This is a genomic window from Acinetobacter sp. Lyrl_1 (assembly GCF_051948795.1).
Lineage (GTDB): Bacteria > Pseudomonadota > Gammaproteobacteria > Pseudomonadales > Moraxellaceae > Acinetobacter > Acinetobacter towneri.
In genome coordinates, this window is the sequence record NZ_JAYJLK010000050.1 from 1 (window position 1) to 16,123 (window position 16,123).

Here is a 16,123-nt window from a genome sequence, read left to right on the forward strand (position 1 = left end):
TATGATGCGTTTTAGTCGCTTGGTGGTGGATGGTACGGCAGCCGTACCAATGCGACTGGAACAACAATCAGATGCTTTATATTTATCATGGCCATTGGTGGATGAAAAATACAGCTTGGTTCATGAAATGACTTTTGCCTGTATGACTCAATTGGCCATGCAAATTTTTGATTTTCAACACTCTCCGATACGGGAGATTCATTTTGCCCATGCACCGCGTATGGCGATGCTGCATTATGAAAAGTTTTATGGTTGTAAGGTTTTATTTAAGCAAGCGGAATATCAAATTGTTTTAAATTTAGAAAGCCTCAGTTTAAAACCACAGCAAGCCGATCCCTCTTTAATTCATTTACTCACCAAACAAGCTGAAGATGCGATTGCGTTAAAACCACAATTAGAAACCGTGCAGCAGCAAGTCCAAGAGCAGGTGGCGCATTATTTACGTTATGAACAGCAAGTGCCGAGCATTGAATGGGTGGCACAGCGTTTATTTCGTTCAGGGCGGACGTTACAGCGTCAGCTTAAACAGGAAGGTACGGGTTTTAAACAGATTCTGGAAATAGAACGGATGCAGCGCTGTGAAAACTTACTGCGACAAAATGTGAGTTTAAGCGATATTGCACAGTTGTTGGGTTATTCAGACCAATCGGCTTTGGCGCGTGCCTATAAAGCCTGTGCAGGACAGACCTTGCTAAAACGTAAACAGCAGTTGCAGCAAGCTGAGGATGCACTTTCTCTACAGCAAAATACGCCATAAATAGTATGGATTGGCTCATTATCAACAGGTGATTTCGCGCTAAGAGATTGAAAATAAGCTGTGTGTAGCCATGACCGAATCAGCTTTTGCAAGGTTGATAAAGCCTAAGATAAAACCTGAAGTTGTTTATTTTTATCAATATTTTTAAATTTAAAAGCACGATTGAGCAAGTTTCAAAAACCGATAAGCAGGCAAAATTAGGCATCTTTGATCATTGAGAAAAAAGCGCAAATATCAGTAAATGTAGCCTCGCGGTTGTTCTGAATAAATCGTTTTGCAAACAGAAATGCAGCAACTCATGCCTGTGCGCTATTCATTGAGTAAAAAATAGCGTTACAATGGGTCAATTTGTATTTCTACAATAGCAAATGTCTCAGTTTTAATCATTCAAGGAAAATACAACCCTATGTCACGTTTAGCCACACGATTTGCACAGCTTGAATCTCAACAGCGTAAGGCCTTGGTTTCTTATGTTATGGCAGGTGACCCTCATCCAGAAGTCACAGTTCCGTTGTTACATCAAATGGTCGAGGCAGGGGTAGATGTCGTTGAATTAGGTTTGCCGTTTTCAGACCCAATGGCTGATGGTCCAGTAATTGCCCTCGCTGCAGAGCGAGCGTTGGCAGGTGGAACCAATACGCTAGATGCTTTAAACATGGTCAAAGAGTTCCGTCAAAAAGATCAGGAAACTCCTGTGGTATTGATGGGATATTTAAACCCTGTAGAAGTCATTGGTTATGAAAAGTTTGTTGAATATGCACATGACTGTGGTGTCGATGGTGTACTTCTGGTCGATTTACCACCTGAAGAAGCCCAAGAATTTGATGAAGTCCTGAATAAATATGGGATGAATCAAATTTTCTTGTTAGCGCCAACTTCTACACCAGAGCGTATTCAATTTGTTGCAAACCAAGCCAGTGGCTTTATTTATTATGTTTCTTTGAAAGGCGTGACGGGTGCAGCAACACTTGATGTTGCAGAAGCAGCAACCCGCATCCAACAGATTAAAGCTGTAACCAACGTGCCTGTGGGTGTGGGTTTTGGCATCAGTGATGCTGCATCTGCCAAAGCAATGGGCGCGGCTGCCGACGCAGTCATTCTCGGAAGTGCTTTTGTAAAACAATTTGCGAGCTTAGCACCAGAACAAGCCGTCATTGCAACGGTTAATAAAGTGAAGGAGCTTCGAGCTGCGCTCGATGAGTTAGTATGAGTCAAGAAGTGAAAACAGGGAAAATTCTAAGCCCATCGACGCCGTGGACTGCACGTGGTGTACCTGGTATTGAAACACCAGATGAGCAACAAGCGTTAAAAGCGATCTTTACTGAACCAACGATTGAATGTCCAGAATGTCATGCCTTGGTGACACGTACGGCAATGTCATTCAACGCTTATGTATGCCCACAATGTGATGAACATTTACGCATGAAAGCGCGTGAGCGTTTAACTTGGTTCTTTGACCAAGTACAAAACGAATTAGGTCAAGAATTCTCTGCCAAAGACCCACTCAAATTTGTAGACAGCAAAGCTTATCCTGAGCGTATGACTGAAGCGCAAAAGAAAACGGGTGAAACCGAAGCTTTAGTGGTGATGCAGGGCTTATTAAAAGATATGCCAGTCATTGCTTGTGCATTTGAGTTTGATTTTATGGGCGGCTCAATGGGTACCGTAGTGGGTGACCGTTTTGTGCAAGCTGCTGAACGTGCGATTCAGCAAAAACAACCGTTAATTTGCTTCGCAGCATCGGGCGGTGCGCGTATGCAAGAAGGCATGTTGTCATTAATGCAAATGGCGCGTACTTCTGCAGCAATTCAACGCATGAAAGAAGCAGGCTTGCCGTACATCGTAGTATTAACTCATCCTGTATACGGTGGTGTAACTGCATCATTGGCAATGTTGGGTGATGTACACATTGCAGAACCTAAAGCGATGATTGGTTTTGCGGGTAAACGTGTCATTGAGCAAACTGTACGTGAAAAACTGGAAGAACCATTCCAACGTGCAGAATACTTACTTGATCATGGTGTGGTCGATCAAATTGTCCATCGTCATGCATTACGTGATACAGTTTATCGTATTCTTGCGAAACTGATGAACTTGCCTTGAACACAGCACCTCTTGCAACCGATGATTTAAACACATGGCTCAATTATTGGAGCCATGTTCACGTTACGGGTATTGATTTAGGTTTGGAACGGGTCATTCCCGTTGCAGAAAAATTGGGTGTAACCCATCCTAAAGCTAAAGTCATTACGGTTGCGGGAACCAATGGCAAAGGCTCAACCACAACCACTTTAGCGGCTATTTTAAATGCGCAGGGCTATCGGGTTGGGTTGTACCAATCGCCGCATATTTACCGTTTTAATGAACGGGTCAAATTAGCAGGTGTCGAGGTCGATGACCAAAGTTTGATTGATGCTTTTGTGCAAGTCGATCAAGCACGACGTGATTGCGATCTGAGTTTATCTTTCTTTGAAGCCACGACTTTGGCAGCCTTTGTGATTTTTAAAGCACGTGACTGCGATGTGTGGGTGCTTGAAGTCGGTTTAGGCGGACGCTTAGATGTGGTCAATGTCGTTAATCCAGATGTGGCGGTTATTACCAATATCGGTTTAGACCATGTCGATTGGTTAGGCGATAGCATCGAAAAAATTGCCTATGAAAAAGCAGGCATTATTCGTCCTAACATTCCTGTCATTTTTGCAGGTCAGCAAGATTTGCCTCAAGCTATTCAAGATAAGGCAGCAGCTTGTAATGCACCATTGTTTACCCTGAATCGTGATTATTTTTATCGGGACATGCAAGATGGTGAGTCGTGGATGTTTGCTGCATCGGGCTGCACCTTAAAACTTCCAGCAGGCAGCTTGGCACTTGATAATATTTCAACGGCTGTGGCAGCAGTCTTGCACAGTGGTTTAGAAATCACCCAAGATGCAATTGCACAAGGTATTCAAACGGCCAAATTGGCGGGACGTTTTGAAATTCGTCAAATTCAGGGCAAAACCGTGATTTTTGATGCAGGACATAACCCGCATGGCGTTGAATTTTTGTTAAAGCAATTGCGCAATTTCTTAAATTACAATAAACAGTACACTGAAGTGGTCAGTGTTTTTTCAATGCTTGCAGATAAAGATATAAATTCTGTGGTTGAGTTATTGAAAGATAGTGTCGTAATGTGGAAAATTGCCACATTAAATGTGCCTCGTGCGGCAGAGATCACGGTTTTGGATCAGGCTTTGCAAGGCGAAACAATACAACACTTCGACAGTATACAATTGGCTTTTAAATCAGCACTGGATGAAACAAAAAATAATCAGCTGATTTTGGTATGTGGATCATTTCATACCTTAGAAGCGGTATGGGAGTATTTGGAAGAATGTCAATGAATAACAAACAGCGCTGGATGGGTGGCGTTGTTTTATTAGGTGGTGGTGTTTTATTGGCAGCATTGCTTTTAAAAGGGCAAGAAGAAATACATCAAAATAATGTGAAAACCCCAAGCCAAGCCGAACAAGTTCAACATAAAAATGCCAATCAGGCAGAAATGGTGCAATTGCAACCTTTAACTGTCGATGTGCAAACCGAGCAGCGTCTGCTTGAAGAGCAGCGCCGTGCGCGTGAAAAAGCAGTAGCGGAGCAAGAAGCGCGTGCAGCCGAATTTTTGGCAATGCAGCAACAGGCTGAAGCTGAAGCAGCACGTAAAGCAGCAGAAGAATACGCAGCTTTAAATGCCCTGCGTTCAGGTCAGCAGCAAAGCTCAGACAATATTCCACCTGAACTGGTAGAAGATGAACAGGCCAAGCAAAAACGTTTGGCTGATGAAAAAGCCGCTCAGCAAAAGAAGTTAGAGCAGCAAAAGGCAGCAGATGCCAAGAAAGCTGCAGAGCAAAAAGCAGCACAAGAGCGTAGTGCCGCAGAGAAAAAAGCTGCAGATGAAAAACGACTAGCTGAAGAAAAACGAATTGCGGAAGAGAAGCGCAAAGCGGAAGAACAACGCCAAGCCGATGCAAAACGTAAAGCGGAAGAAGAGCGCAAAGCGGCAGAAGCGAAAAAAGAAGCAGAACGTAAGGCTGCTGAAGAAAAACGTAAAGCAGATGAAAAGCGTAAAGCTGAAGAAGCCGCTAAGAAAAAGGCTGAAGCAGAAAAAGCACGTAAGCTTCTGGAAGAAGGCGATAAGCAGTGGATGGTACAAGTGGCTTTGGCAGCCAACCAAGCCAATGCCGATGCTTTGGCAGCTAAATTAAAAGCCAAAGGTTATAAAGTCACTCAAAGTCCAACTTCTAAAGGCGTGCGGATTATGGTAGGGCCATCTAAAGACCGTGATGCAGCAGATGCGACCCGTAAAAAAATTACCGCAGACCCTAGTTTAAATATGACGTCGGCATGGGTGATTGATTGGGTGCCGTTAGATAAACGTGACTAGATCATTCGATCAAGATGTTTATTAAAAAAGGATTTAATCTTTCAGGTTAAATCCTTTTTTATTTAGGCTTTTGGTATTTGATATTGCGCTAAGGCAATTGGATCATGTGCGCAAATAATCTCAACTTGTGGTGCAGTTTGAGCCAAATGCTGAATATTCGCTAAAGTCTTTAAACGCATTAAATTATTTTCTGCAAACAAATACTCAACTGTATGTAGTGCTGGGAAGCATTGTTTAGGGTCTAGCTGTGCTTGCGCATAATAAGCATCGCCACAGAAAAATAACCAGCCCTGTGCCTGCCGAATGGCAATGCCACAATGACCAGCGGAGTGTCCAGGCAAAGGAATCAGTAAAATTTCATCCTTAAAAATTGTTAAACCTTGCACACGATTAAAATTAAACCAAGCTTCACCTCGGGTTGGTTCTAAAAAATCCCAATGAGTATGTTGCTGAAATTGCTTAGGTTTATAACGCATGCGATTTTTTAAAGACTTTAAATTGCAGGCTGCCTTGTATTCACTCGCGAGGATATGCACAGTCGCGTTTGGAAAATCAGCAATCCCACCCGCATGATCAAAGTCCAAATGCGATACCAAAATATGTTGCACATCACTGGCCTGATAACCAAGTTGCTGGATTTGCTTGAGTGCGGTCTGGCTTAAGTCGTGTTGAATCCGAGCGGTATGGGTCAGTAATGTGCCTAAACGCTGTTTGGGATGTAAATAATCCTCAACGCCTAAGCCTGTATCGACCAAGACCAAGCCTTGATCTGTTTCTAATAATAGACAATGGCAGACCAATTTTGCCTGCCAACCTTGTTGTCCAAATAAAGGCGCACAGATTGGGCAAAACGTGCCGCAATGTAAATGATGAATGTTGTAGATCACAAAATGACGTTTTTTTATGAATGTTATTTTGCTTATACCTGATCTGTTGTGTGTCGCCAATCACAATCGGATTAACGGAATTGGAGCATAAAAAAGCCTATCCGAAGATAGGCTTGCTCATGTAACACTTAATTAAGTGCGGTTCGGTTGTTTGGTCAAACGTAAATAAGGCTTGATGGCTTTATATCCACTTGGGAAGCGTTCTTTAAGCTCTGCTTCGTCCTGAATGGCAGGCACAATGACCACATCTTCACCATCTTGCCAGTTAGCAGGGGTTGCAACTTTATAATTGTCAGTCAGTTGCAATGAGTCAATCACACGTAAAATTTCATGGAAATTACGCCCTGTAGATGCAGGATAAGTGATGATCAAACGTACTTTTTTATTCGGATCAATAATGATCAGTGAGCGTACAGTCAGTGTTTCACTGGCATTCGGGTGAATAAAATCATACAAAGTAGACACTTTACGATCTTGGTCGGCAAGAATTGGGAAATTAACTGTCGTATTTTGAGTTTCGTTAATATCTTGAATCCAGCCTTTGTGAGATTCTGCATCATCTACAGAAAGGGCAATCGCTTTAACATTACGTTTGCTGAACTCATCTTTAAGTTTTGCGGTAAAGCCTAATTCTGTGGTGCAGACAGGGGTGTAGTCGGCAGGGTGTGAAAATAAAATCCCCCAGCTGTCACCTAAAAACTCATAAAAATCAATCTGGCCTTCATTTGAATCTTGTGTAAAGTTGGGTGCGGTGTCACCTAAGCGAATGGTCATGCTGTGCCTCTAATGTTTTGTGTTGTAGGTTGAATGAACACTACTATGCGTTATTTCTTTTGCAAAAATAAATAGTGTTTTTGTATGTTCTTATGAATAAATAGAATAAGTGGTGTGGTTTTTATTGCTTTTTCAAAATAGATTCATGTGCTATTGCTATATATCGCCCGCTCGAAATTTGTTACATTAACTGCCACTTAGCAGCGAGAAATGGCAAGTAGAGATTGGAATTTTTAATAGGTTTTTGTGCAAAACCCTTGTACTTCAAATTTCTAGCACCATAATAACCACTAAGAAAAACCTATTTATTTGACAAGCAAGATTTAGAGAGTTTATTCATGTTGGCAAGTCTGATCGGAGGAATCTTCGGTACTAAAAATGAGCGCGAACTCAAACGCATGCGTAAAATCGTAGACAAGATTAATGCGCTCGAGCCGACGATATCTGCCTTAAGCGATGCAGACTTATCTGCAAAAACCGAAGAATTCAAACAACGTTATAACAAAGGCGAAAGTTTAGATAAATTATTACCAGAAGCATTTGCGGTATGTCGTGAAGCGGCCAAACGCGTCATGAGCATGCGTCACTATGACGTGCAGTTGATTGGTGGTATTACCTTGCACGAAGGTAAAATTGCAGAAATGCGTACAGGTGAAGGTAAAACCCTGATGGGAACTTTGGCCTGTTATCTGAATGCTTTGAGTGGTCAGGGCGTGCATGTCATCACTGTAAATGACTACTTGGCACAGCGTGATGCTGAACTCAACCGTCCTTTATTTGAGTTTTTAGGTTTAAGCATTGGCATTATCTACTCCATGCAAGACCCGACTGAAAAAGCACAGGCTTATCGTGCAGACATTACTTACGGTACCAATAACGAATTTGGTTTCGACTACTTGCGTGACAACATGGTGTTCTCACTGAGTGAGAAAAAACAGCGTGGCCTGACGTATGCCATTATTGACGAAGTCGATTCGATCTTAATTGATGAAGCACGTACCCCATTAATCATTTCTGGTCAAAGTGATGACTCATCGCAGTTATATGCAGCAATCAACACCATTCCGCCAAAATTGCATGCACAAAAAGAAGAAAAAGTAGCCGATGGTGGACATTTCTGGATTGATGAAAAACAACGTACTGTAGAAATGACCGAAATTGGTTATGAAACGGTAGAAAATGAATTAATTCAAATGGGTTTATTGGCAGAAGGCGAAAGTCTGTATTCTGCATCTAACCTGAATTTGGTGCATCACGTATCTGCAGCTATTCGTGCGCACTTCTTGTATCAACGCAACGTGCATTACATCATCCATGATGGTGAAGTGATTATTGTCGATGAAAACACAGGTCGTACCATGCCTGGCCGTCGCTGGTCAGAAGGTTTGCACCAAGCGGTAGAAGCGAAAGAAGGTCTAGAAATTCAGCCTGAAAACCAGACTTTAGCGACCACAACCTTCCAGAACTATTTCCGTTTATACAAAAAGCTTTCGGGAATGACGGGTACTGCAGACACTGAAGCTGCAGAAATGAAAGAAATTTATGGTCTAGATGTCGTCATCATTCCAACGCACCGACCAATGATTCGTAATGACCAAAACGATTTAATTTATTTAAACCGTACTGGTAAATACAACGCGATTATTCAAGAAATTCAACGCGTGCATGAAGCGGGTGTCGCACCAATTCTGATTGGTACAGCGACCATTGAAGCTTCAGAAATTTTATCGGATAAACTGCGTGAAGCAGGTATTCAGCACGAAGTATTGAATGCGAAGCAACACGAACGCGAAGCTGACATCATTGCGCAAGCAGGCTCACCACGTGCGGTGACTATTGCCACGAACATGGCGGGTCGTGGTACAGATATTTTGCTAGGTGGTAACTGGAAAGCTTTGCTAGCCAAAATTGAAAACCCAACTCCTGAAGATGAAGCGCGTTTAAAGGCAGAGTGGGAACAAAACCATGACATGGTGTTAAGTTCAGGTGGCTTACACATTATTGGTTCAGAACGTCACGAATCGCGTCGTATTGACAACCAGTTGCGTGGTCGTGCAGGTCGTCAGGGTGACCCAGGCGTGTCACGTTTCTATCTGTCACTCGAAGATGACTTAATGCGTATTTTCGCAGGTGATCGTGTTGTAGCAATGATGCGTGCTATGGGCTTGCAGGAAGATGAAGCGATTGAACACAAAATGGTGTCACGCTCTATCGAAAATGCACAGCGTAAAGTTGAGGCACGTAACTTCGACATCCGTAAAAACTTGTTGAAATACGATGACGTAAACAACGAACAACGTAAGATCATTTATTCACAGCGTGATGATATTCTGGCAGAAAGCACGCTGCAAGACTATATTGAAGAAATGCACCGTGAAGTGGTCACAGGTATGATCGCCAATTATATTCCACCAGAATCAATTCATGACCAATGGGATATTGATGGTTTAGAGCGTGCCTTGCGTGATGATTTAGGTATCGAATTACCAATTAACCAATGGCTTGAAGATGATCGTCGCCTAGATGAAGAAGCTTTAGTAGAACGTATTGCCGATGAAATTGTCACACGTTATCGTGCACGTCGTGAGCAAATGGGTGATGAATCTGCAGCGATGTTAGAACGCCACTTTATGCTCAGTTCACTTGATCGTCATTGGAAAGATCATTTGGCGGCTATGGACTATTTGCGTCAAGGGATTCATTTACGTGGTTATGCACAAAAGAACCCTGAGCAAGAGTACAAAAAAGAAGCCTTTAACTTATTTGTGAATATGTTGGGTGTGATTAAAGCCGATGTCGTGACCGATCTTTCGCGTGTGCATGTCCCAACACCTGAAGAATTGGCAGCGATGGAAGCTCAACAGCAAGCGCAAGCAGAAGCGATGCAGCTTAATCTTTCACATGCTGATGTAGACGGTTTAACGGGCGAAACCTTTGAATCAGAACCACAGTATAGTGCTGCTGAGCAAACTGTTGTTGCGCCTGCGAGCCGTAACTCGCCATGCCCATGTGGTTCAGGACTGAAATATAAACAGTGTCACGGTAAAATCTAAACCTGACTTGTTACAACTTAAGCAGAACTTTGGTTCTGCTTTTTGTATTTTGGGGCGCAAAATCTTTGTGGTAATAGTTTTGCAAGATGTGTATAGCATTTGCAGATTTTGGAATTAAATGCTATTTAGTTGCACATGCAATATCCACGTGTGGAACAAAAAATGAAAAAAGTATTACAACCTTTAATGATTGTTGCCTTGAGCTTGCCTACTTTCGCATTTGCAAATGCGGCAACAACGACAACTCCTGCAAAAGTTCAAGCTGCTGTGGGTGCGACCACTGCACAGGTACAAGTGGATAATGGTCACGTGACTGTGGCAAGCCCACGCACAGGTATTCGTTATACCTTTGCCAATCCAGATCAGCGTCCAATCGTGTTGCATACTGCAGCGATTGCACCTGCGAATGCTGCCAATGTAAATCGTATTGTGGCTGCAAATCCTGCTTTATCTGCAGCAAGTCAAGAACGTGCAAAACAGGCTTTATTGGGTGAAACCGTGGTTGCGACTACGCCATAATCCAAATAGGCTCAATCAGTATAATTTTAGTTGCTGATGCATTACATTGAAGATTAAAACCAGTCCATACGGGCTGGTTTTTTATATATGACCTTGTGTATTAACAAAAGTTGAATCAAGCAGGGAGGATGCTCGATTTTTTCTTCAATTTCCACTAAGCTGTGACATTCTCAAATTTGTACTGGAAATTTCAAAATGGCAGTTGGTGACGTCTCTATGCCACACATGCATGTGGTCAAAGGTGTAAAAATTGGTTCAGCAGAGGCTTATGTGCGTTATCAGAACCGACGTGACCTGGTTATTTTTGAATTTGCAGCAGGCTCAAATGTGGCGGGTGTCTTTACTCAAAACGCATTTTGCGCTGCGCCTGTGCATGTGTCCAAAGCACATTTAGCTCAAGGCAATCCGCGTTATTTGGTCATTAATACAGGTAATGCCAATGCGGGTACAGGCAAATTGGGTATGCAAAATGCAGAAATCACCTGTGCCAAATTGGCTGAATTGGCAGGTGTATCTACCCAAGAAGTTTTGCCATTTTCTACAGGTGTGATTGGTGAGCAATTGCCGATTGAGCGCTTGGTTGCTGGTTTAGCGCCTGCGCTGGCATCGTTACGTGAGGATGCTTGGCATGATGCTGCGACAGGTATTATGACCACAGATACCACGCCAAAAGGTGCATCTGAGCAGTTTGAGTTAGATGGTATTACTTATAGCATGACAGGCATTTCTAAAGGTGCAGGTATGATTCGCCCAAATATGGCGACCATGCTTAGCTATGTTGCAACCGATGCACCAATTCAACGTGACATCTTGCAGCAATTACTCAAACACAGCATAGAACAATCGTTTAACCGTATTACTGTAGATGGCGATACCTCGACCAATGATTCATGTATCTTGGTGGCGACTGGTCAGACGGGTGGCACTGAAATTTGCAGCGAAAATGACCCGCGTTATGCTGTGGTATTAGATGTTTTGAATCGTGTGATGTTGCGTTTGGCTCAACTGATTATCCGTGATGGTGAAGGTGCAACAAAATTCATTACGGTACGTGTTGAAGATGGTGACAATACCCAAGAATGTTGTGATATTGCGTACAGCATTGCACATTCACCATTGGTGAAAACTGCTATTTTTGCCTCAGATCCAAACTGGGGGCGTATTCTTGCTGCAATTGGTTATGCAGGCGTGCCAAATTTAGACGTTGAAAAAATTCAGGTTTGGTTGGATGATGTGCAAATTTGCAAAGATGGCGGTGCTGCTGCCGACTATACCGAAGCAGCGGGCGCGCGAGTCATGGCACAAACCGAAATGACCATTCGTGTAAATTTAGGACGTGGTCAAGCGACAGATACAGTCTATACTTGTGACTTGTCTTACGATTATGTCAAGATCAACGCGGATTACCGTTCGTAAAAATTCAAATTGAGTGATAAAGCCTCCGTTGTGAGGCTTTTTTAGCATTCAATCGGCAAAGGGCTGGTGAATGAGTAAATTGCCCCCATATCATCAGTGACTTGAGTAAGCTTGTGTTCGGGCAAGCATGAAGATAGAGAAGACGTTGTTATGAATGATGCGACCAATTTAATTGCCAATGAAGCCAAATCAATTGTGCAGGCGCATTTAGATCGCTTGGGTGAAACCAAAGAACATCATTTGAGTGAGCAAGCCAAGCAGGAAAAATTTGCGCAAATTAAAGCAGAACTCGAAAAGCACAATGCTGTCTTGGTTGCCCATTATTACTGCGATCCTGAAGTACAGGAACTGGCTGAATTAACAGGTGGCTGTGTTTCGGATTCACTGGAAATGGCACGTTTTGGTCGTGATCATGCGGCAACCACGTTGGTCGTAGCTGGTGTAAAATTTATGGGCGAAACTGCCAAAATTTTATCGCCAGAAAAAACCATTCTTATGCCAACTTTAGAAGCGACTTGTTCGCTAGACTTAGGTTGTCCTGTCGATGAGTTTAGCCGCTTCTGTGATGCTCATCCTGATCATACAGTCGTGGTTTATGCCAATACATCGGCTGCGGTAAAAGCACGTGCAGATTGGGTCGTTACCTCAAGCTGTGCGGTAGAAATTATTGAACACCTCGATAGCTTAGGTGAAAAAATCATTTGGGCGCCAGATCAGCATTTAGGACGCTATATTCAAAAGAAAACTGGCGCAGACATGCTGCTTTGGGATGGCTCGTGTATTGTGCATGAAGAATTCCGTTCACGCGGTATTGCCAATATGAAAGCCATGTATCCAGATGCAGCAGTCTTGGTGCATCCAGAATCACCAGAATCAGTTGTTGATGTAGCTGATGCGGTGGGCAGTACCTCGCAACTTATTCAAGCGGCAAAAACTTTGCCACACGAGCGTTTAATTGTGGCAACAGACCGCGGTATTTTCTACAAGATGCAGCAAGCTGTACCAAATAAAATTCTAATTGAAGCACCAACTGCAGGTGAGGGTGCAACCTGTCGTTCATGCGCACACTGCCCGTGGATGGCGATGAATGAATTGGATGGAATTTTGCATGTATTGCAAACAGGTGATCAAGAAGTATTCGTTGAACCTGCCATGGCAGAACGTGCTAAATTACCACTAGATCGTATGTTGAATTTCAGTGCGAGCTTAAAACGCTAAAATTGATTGAAAAATATCAAAAATGCTTGATAAATATACGGTTGAAGCTTTTTTTTAATTTTTTTTAAATATAGGTGTTGACGTCTTCGGGCGTCGCGCCTAGAATGCACACCGTACCGCACGATGTGCGATACACAAAAAGCTGAGATGAATCGGAGCATAGCACAGCCTGGTAGTGCACCTGGTTTGGGACCAGGGGGTCGTAGGTTCGAATCCTACTGCTCCGACCAATTCTTCAAGGCAACGTATCGCATGATATTATGTATCATCGGTCATGCGCCTGTAGCTCAGTTGGATAGAGCATCCGCCTTCTAAGCGGATGGTCACAGGTTCGAATCCTGTCAGGCGCGCCATTTTTTGGTAGCTTGGTATAAAAGAACCAAACATAATGGTGGATGTAGCTCAGTTGGTAGAGCCCTGGATTGTGATTCCAGTTGTCGCGGGTTCGAATCCCGTCATTCACCCCAATCTCTTTGAGAGATAAACGGAGCATAGCACAGCCTGGTAGTGCACCTGGTTTGGGACCAGGGGGTCGTAGGTTCGAATCCTACTGCTCCGACCATTTTCTAAATAGAACAGATACTAAGTAGAAATGGTTAAGTCAATAAAGATACCGCGTTAAGCGGTTTTTTTATGCCTGAAATTTATGAAAGCCTTGTTGGTTTAAAATTGATTTCGTATTAGTTATTGGTCAGCATAAAAAAGCCTCAAGAATGAGGCTCAATATAAGAAAAGTTTTAGTGTCTTTTTTATTAAGGCACAATCGTCACATTGACGCGTCGGTTGGTGGCACGATTTGCTGGTGTGTCATTGCTTACCATTGGTTGTGTTGCACCACGTCCAATCACCTGAATATTTTTTCTTTCAAAACCCTGATCTAAAAAGATCTGAGCCACATTTTGGGCGCGTTTTTCCGATAGGGTTTGATTGTAGCTGGCTAAACCTACGTTGTCTGTGTGACCAATAAACTTGAGTTTATCCAAGTCATATTTATGCAGCTGTTGTGCCAATTGGTTGAGGCGTTCTTTTTGGCTATTTTGAATGGCGTATTCATCAAAACCAAATAACAAGCGTTCAGGCAGGGCTAAGGTCCAGCCATCATCACTTAAAATAAAGCCTTCTTGTTTTAGCATGCGCGCCTGCTTATAGCTGACATTCCCCAAACTCATGCAAGCACTGAGTGAAACCATAACAAGAATAAGTGTGCCGATCAGAACTTTTTTAAGCATAAGGAACCTGTTTATTGTTTGATTGAGGTGAAATATACCATTTTGATTGATCACGTTTGGCTTTGAGCATTGCGCGATCGACATCGGCAATTAAATTTTCAGGAGTTTTTGCATATTCAATCAATGCTACGCCAATACTGACATTTAAGGAAACTTGTTGCTGTTCATACTTAAATGTAGAGGTATAGCAAGCATGAATCTTTTGACAATAATCCTCTAATTCTGCAGTGGAGTGTGAGCCAGTTAAGATTACTGCAAACTCATCGCCACCTAAACGCGCAACAAACGCATGTGAGGGCAAAATCTGAATTAGACAATGTGATGAATCACGTAAAATATTATCGCCCGTCAAATGCCCAAATTGGTTATTGATTTGGTTAAAGTTATTAATGTCTAAAAAAAATACTGCAGCCGTAGCAGAAGGCTGGGTAAATAGCTTAAACAGTGTTTCATAAAAATAATTACGATTTGGCAACTGCGTTAAATTGTCGTATTGCGACTGAAATTGCAGTTTATGATTTTCAACCAATAAATTCTTATGGGATTGTTCAATCTCATTGAGTAAGCCATTAAAGGCATAACTCAGTTCATGAAGTTCTTGAATATCTGAACTTGAAACGCGTAGCTTATAATTCTTTTGTGCACTAATCTCGCGCGCCGAGCTGACAATCGAAGTTAAAGATTGCATGAGATATTGATAAATTGAATTAATTGACCAAAACACAGCAATTAAAAGCAAAATAAAACCGAAAATTAATCCTAAAACGATTTTATAAAAGAAACTGACCAAGTCACTAGAGTTTCCATACACCACCAGTTCGCCATAGTTTTGCTGATCATGGTCAATACTCAGCCGAATAGGATGATTAAAAAACAAATAATCCAATAAAGCTTGAATTGAGAAATGATCTAAGTCTTGCTGCTCAATAAAAGCAATACGCGTTTGTTTGGGTGATAGTACTTCAATCGACCGAATAGAATAACGCTGCGTATGTTCAGAGAGAATTTTGTTGAGCGTCATTTGATCATTAAAAACCACTGCAGGCTGAATGCGCTCATTTAACGCAGCAGATAAGTTTTGCAGACTATTTTTGGCATAAGCATTCATGGTGTAGGTTGAGATCACCAAAAAAATACCAGAGCAAATTGTAAAAGTTAAAACAAAAATAGTGAGTTGTGCGCGTGTGAATAATTGATGCAAAGTAATAGGGGAGTATAACTGCTTCATGAGTTAGGCTCCGTGGTTTTGGCAAGCAATAACACCCGCGGATCAATATGTACTTTAGACTGGGTTAAACTTTCCATATTCACTTTAAACGCATAATTCTGATTTTTCTTATAGATGCAGAATGCGCTGCCTGTTTCACAATCTAGATTGTTCAAACTAATAGATAGGGCTGGAAATTGTACTTGAGTATTTAGGGTGTGTTGTTCTTGTGCTGCAGAAAGCGTGGAAAAAATTAAGATTTGGCAGTCACTTTGAGCAATATTTTTGAGTGAAATAGCGTGAATACTGTAGTTATGATGTGAGTGCATGGCATTTTTGAATTGTTGTGCCATCGCATGATTGTCTATGACGCAGAGCTTGGGCGTGTCATGTACCCATTTTGCGTAAGATAAAATAGAGAATGTAGTGCTATAAAGATTTGATGCGGGTGCAGCATACAAAAAAGTAGGCGTTTGCATTGCTACAAATGACAGCAAGGTTATTATTTTTAAATTTTGAGTCATTTCAACACAACACGAATGAACATAAAAATAGTGTAGCTAAAATTTGAAAATAAGCATACTGCTAATTTTGAGCAAGAATGATACAGATTTAAAATATTTTGCCGAATAAATAACCGTTC

14 protein-coding genes and 4 tRNA genes are annotated in these 16,123 nt (G+C 42.1%); 13 read left to right on the plus strand and 5 right to left on the minus strand.

Features of this window, described 5'->3' with window-relative positions; all coding sequences use genetic code 11:
* The 5 genes from VF675_RS12225 to VF675_RS12245 all read left to right on the plus strand — a co-directional run.
* Window positions 1-757: helix-turn-helix domain-containing protein (locus tag VF675_RS12225; RefSeq protein ID WP_440205291.1), on the plus strand; the 757-nt coding region annotated here is incomplete at its 5' end.
* 406 nt (window positions 758-1,163) lie between these two features.
* Window positions 1,164-1,967, plus strand: a complete 804-nt coding sequence (gene trpA / locus VF675_RS12230; RefSeq protein ID WP_440205292.1) for a tryptophan synthase subunit alpha — start codon at window positions 1,164-1,166, stop codon at window positions 1,965-1,967.
* Entirely contained in the window at window positions 1,964-2,860 is an 897-nt protein-coding gene (gene accD, locus VF675_RS12235) for an acetyl-CoA carboxylase, carboxyltransferase subunit beta (protein ID WP_004976262.1), read from the plus strand. The genes trpA and accD overlap by 4 nt, the downstream gene beginning before the upstream one ends.
* Window positions 2,857-4,140: a bifunctional tetrahydrofolate synthase/dihydrofolate synthase gene (gene folC, locus VF675_RS12240; RefSeq protein ID WP_131261959.1), complete on the plus strand. Its 1,284-nt coding sequence runs from the start codon at window positions 2,857-2,859 to the stop codon at window positions 4,138-4,140. The genes accD and folC overlap by 4 nt, the downstream gene beginning before the upstream one ends.
* Window positions 4,137-5,177 carry an SPOR domain-containing protein gene (locus VF675_RS12245; protein WP_440205293.1) on the plus strand — a complete coding sequence of 347 codons (1,041 nt, stop codon included), beginning with the start codon at window positions 4,137-4,139 and terminating at the stop codon, window positions 5,175-5,177. Before folC ends, VF675_RS12245 begins: the two co-directional genes overlap by 4 nt.
* A gap of 62 nt (window positions 5,178-5,239) precedes the next feature.
* Here the strand turns inward: VF675_RS12245 and VF675_RS12250 are convergent, their stop codons facing one another.
* Both VF675_RS12250 and VF675_RS12255 read right to left on the minus strand, forming a co-directional pair.
* Window positions 5,240-6,064: an MBL fold metallo-hydrolase gene (locus VF675_RS12250; RefSeq protein ID WP_180080429.1), complete on the minus strand. Its 825-nt coding sequence runs from the start codon at window positions 6,062-6,064 to the stop codon at window positions 5,240-5,242.
* A gap of 132 nt (window positions 6,065-6,196) precedes the next feature.
* A complete protein-coding gene (locus VF675_RS12255; protein ID WP_178319422.1) occupies window positions 6,197-6,838 on the minus strand; it encodes a peroxiredoxin in 642 nt (213 codons plus the stop codon).
* A 338-nt stretch (window positions 6,839-7,176) separates the two neighbouring features.
* On the opposite strand from VF675_RS12255, the gene secA reads away from it, so the two are divergent.
* From secA to VF675_RS12295, 8 genes are all read left to right on the plus strand, one after another.
* On the plus strand, window positions 7,177-9,891 hold the full coding sequence (secA, locus tag VF675_RS12260) for a preprotein translocase subunit SecA (protein ID WP_004976270.1): 2,715 nt from the start codon (window positions 7,177-7,179) through the stop codon (window positions 9,889-9,891).
* A 162-nt stretch (window positions 9,892-10,053) separates the two neighbouring features.
* A complete protein-coding gene (locus VF675_RS12265) occupies window positions 10,054-10,410 on the plus strand; it encodes a hypothetical protein (RefSeq protein ID WP_026438462.1) in 357 nt (118 codons plus the stop codon).
* Between the two features lie 195 nt (window positions 10,411-10,605).
* The gene (gene argJ, locus VF675_RS12270; protein ID WP_440205294.1) at window positions 10,606-11,826 is read left to right on the plus strand and encodes a bifunctional glutamate N-acetyltransferase/amino-acid acetyltransferase ArgJ; all 1,221 of its coding nucleotides are present in this window, start codon (window positions 10,606-10,608) and stop codon (window positions 11,824-11,826) included.
* A 150-nt stretch (window positions 11,827-11,976) separates the two neighbouring features.
* Window positions 11,977-13,044: a quinolinate synthase NadA gene (nadA, locus tag VF675_RS12275; RefSeq protein WP_026438463.1), complete on the plus strand. Its 1,068-nt coding sequence runs from the start codon at window positions 11,977-11,979 to the stop codon at window positions 13,042-13,044.
* Between the two features lie 153 nt (window positions 13,045-13,197).
* A tRNA-Pro gene (locus VF675_RS12280) sits at window positions 13,198-13,274 on the plus strand.
* Between the two features lie 46 nt (window positions 13,275-13,320).
* Window positions 13,321-13,397, plus strand: a tRNA-Arg gene (locus tag VF675_RS12285).
* A 38-nt stretch (window positions 13,398-13,435) separates the two neighbouring features.
* Window positions 13,436-13,511 (plus strand) — tRNA-His (locus tag VF675_RS12290).
* Window positions 13,512-13,529: 18 nt separating this feature from the next.
* Window positions 13,530-13,606: transfer RNA gene (locus VF675_RS12295), tRNA-Pro, on the plus strand.
* Window positions 13,607-13,796: 190 nt separating this feature from the next.
* On the opposite strand, the gene VF675_RS12300 is transcribed toward VF675_RS12295, so the two are convergent.
* Genes VF675_RS12300 through VF675_RS12310 form a run of 3 tightly spaced genes read right to left on the minus strand, consistent with a single transcriptional unit; the run spans window position 13,797 to window position 16,004 of the window.
* Window positions 13,797-14,273 carry an OmpA family protein gene (locus tag VF675_RS12300; RefSeq protein WP_004976277.1) on the minus strand — a complete coding sequence of 159 codons (477 nt, stop codon included), beginning with the start codon at window positions 14,271-14,273 and terminating at the stop codon, window positions 13,797-13,799.
* On the minus strand, window positions 14,266-15,501 hold the full coding sequence (locus tag VF675_RS12305) for a diguanylate cyclase domain-containing protein (RefSeq protein WP_440205295.1): 1,236 nt from the start codon (window positions 15,499-15,501) through the stop codon (window positions 14,266-14,268). The genes VF675_RS12300 and VF675_RS12305 overlap by 8 nt, the downstream gene beginning before the upstream one ends.
* Window positions 15,498-16,004: a YfiR family protein gene (locus VF675_RS12310; RefSeq protein ID WP_004976281.1), complete on the minus strand. Its 507-nt coding sequence runs from the start codon at window positions 16,002-16,004 to the stop codon at window positions 15,498-15,500. The genes VF675_RS12305 and VF675_RS12310 overlap by 4 nt, the downstream gene beginning before the upstream one ends.
* Window positions 16,005-16,123 lie beyond the last annotated feature (119 nt).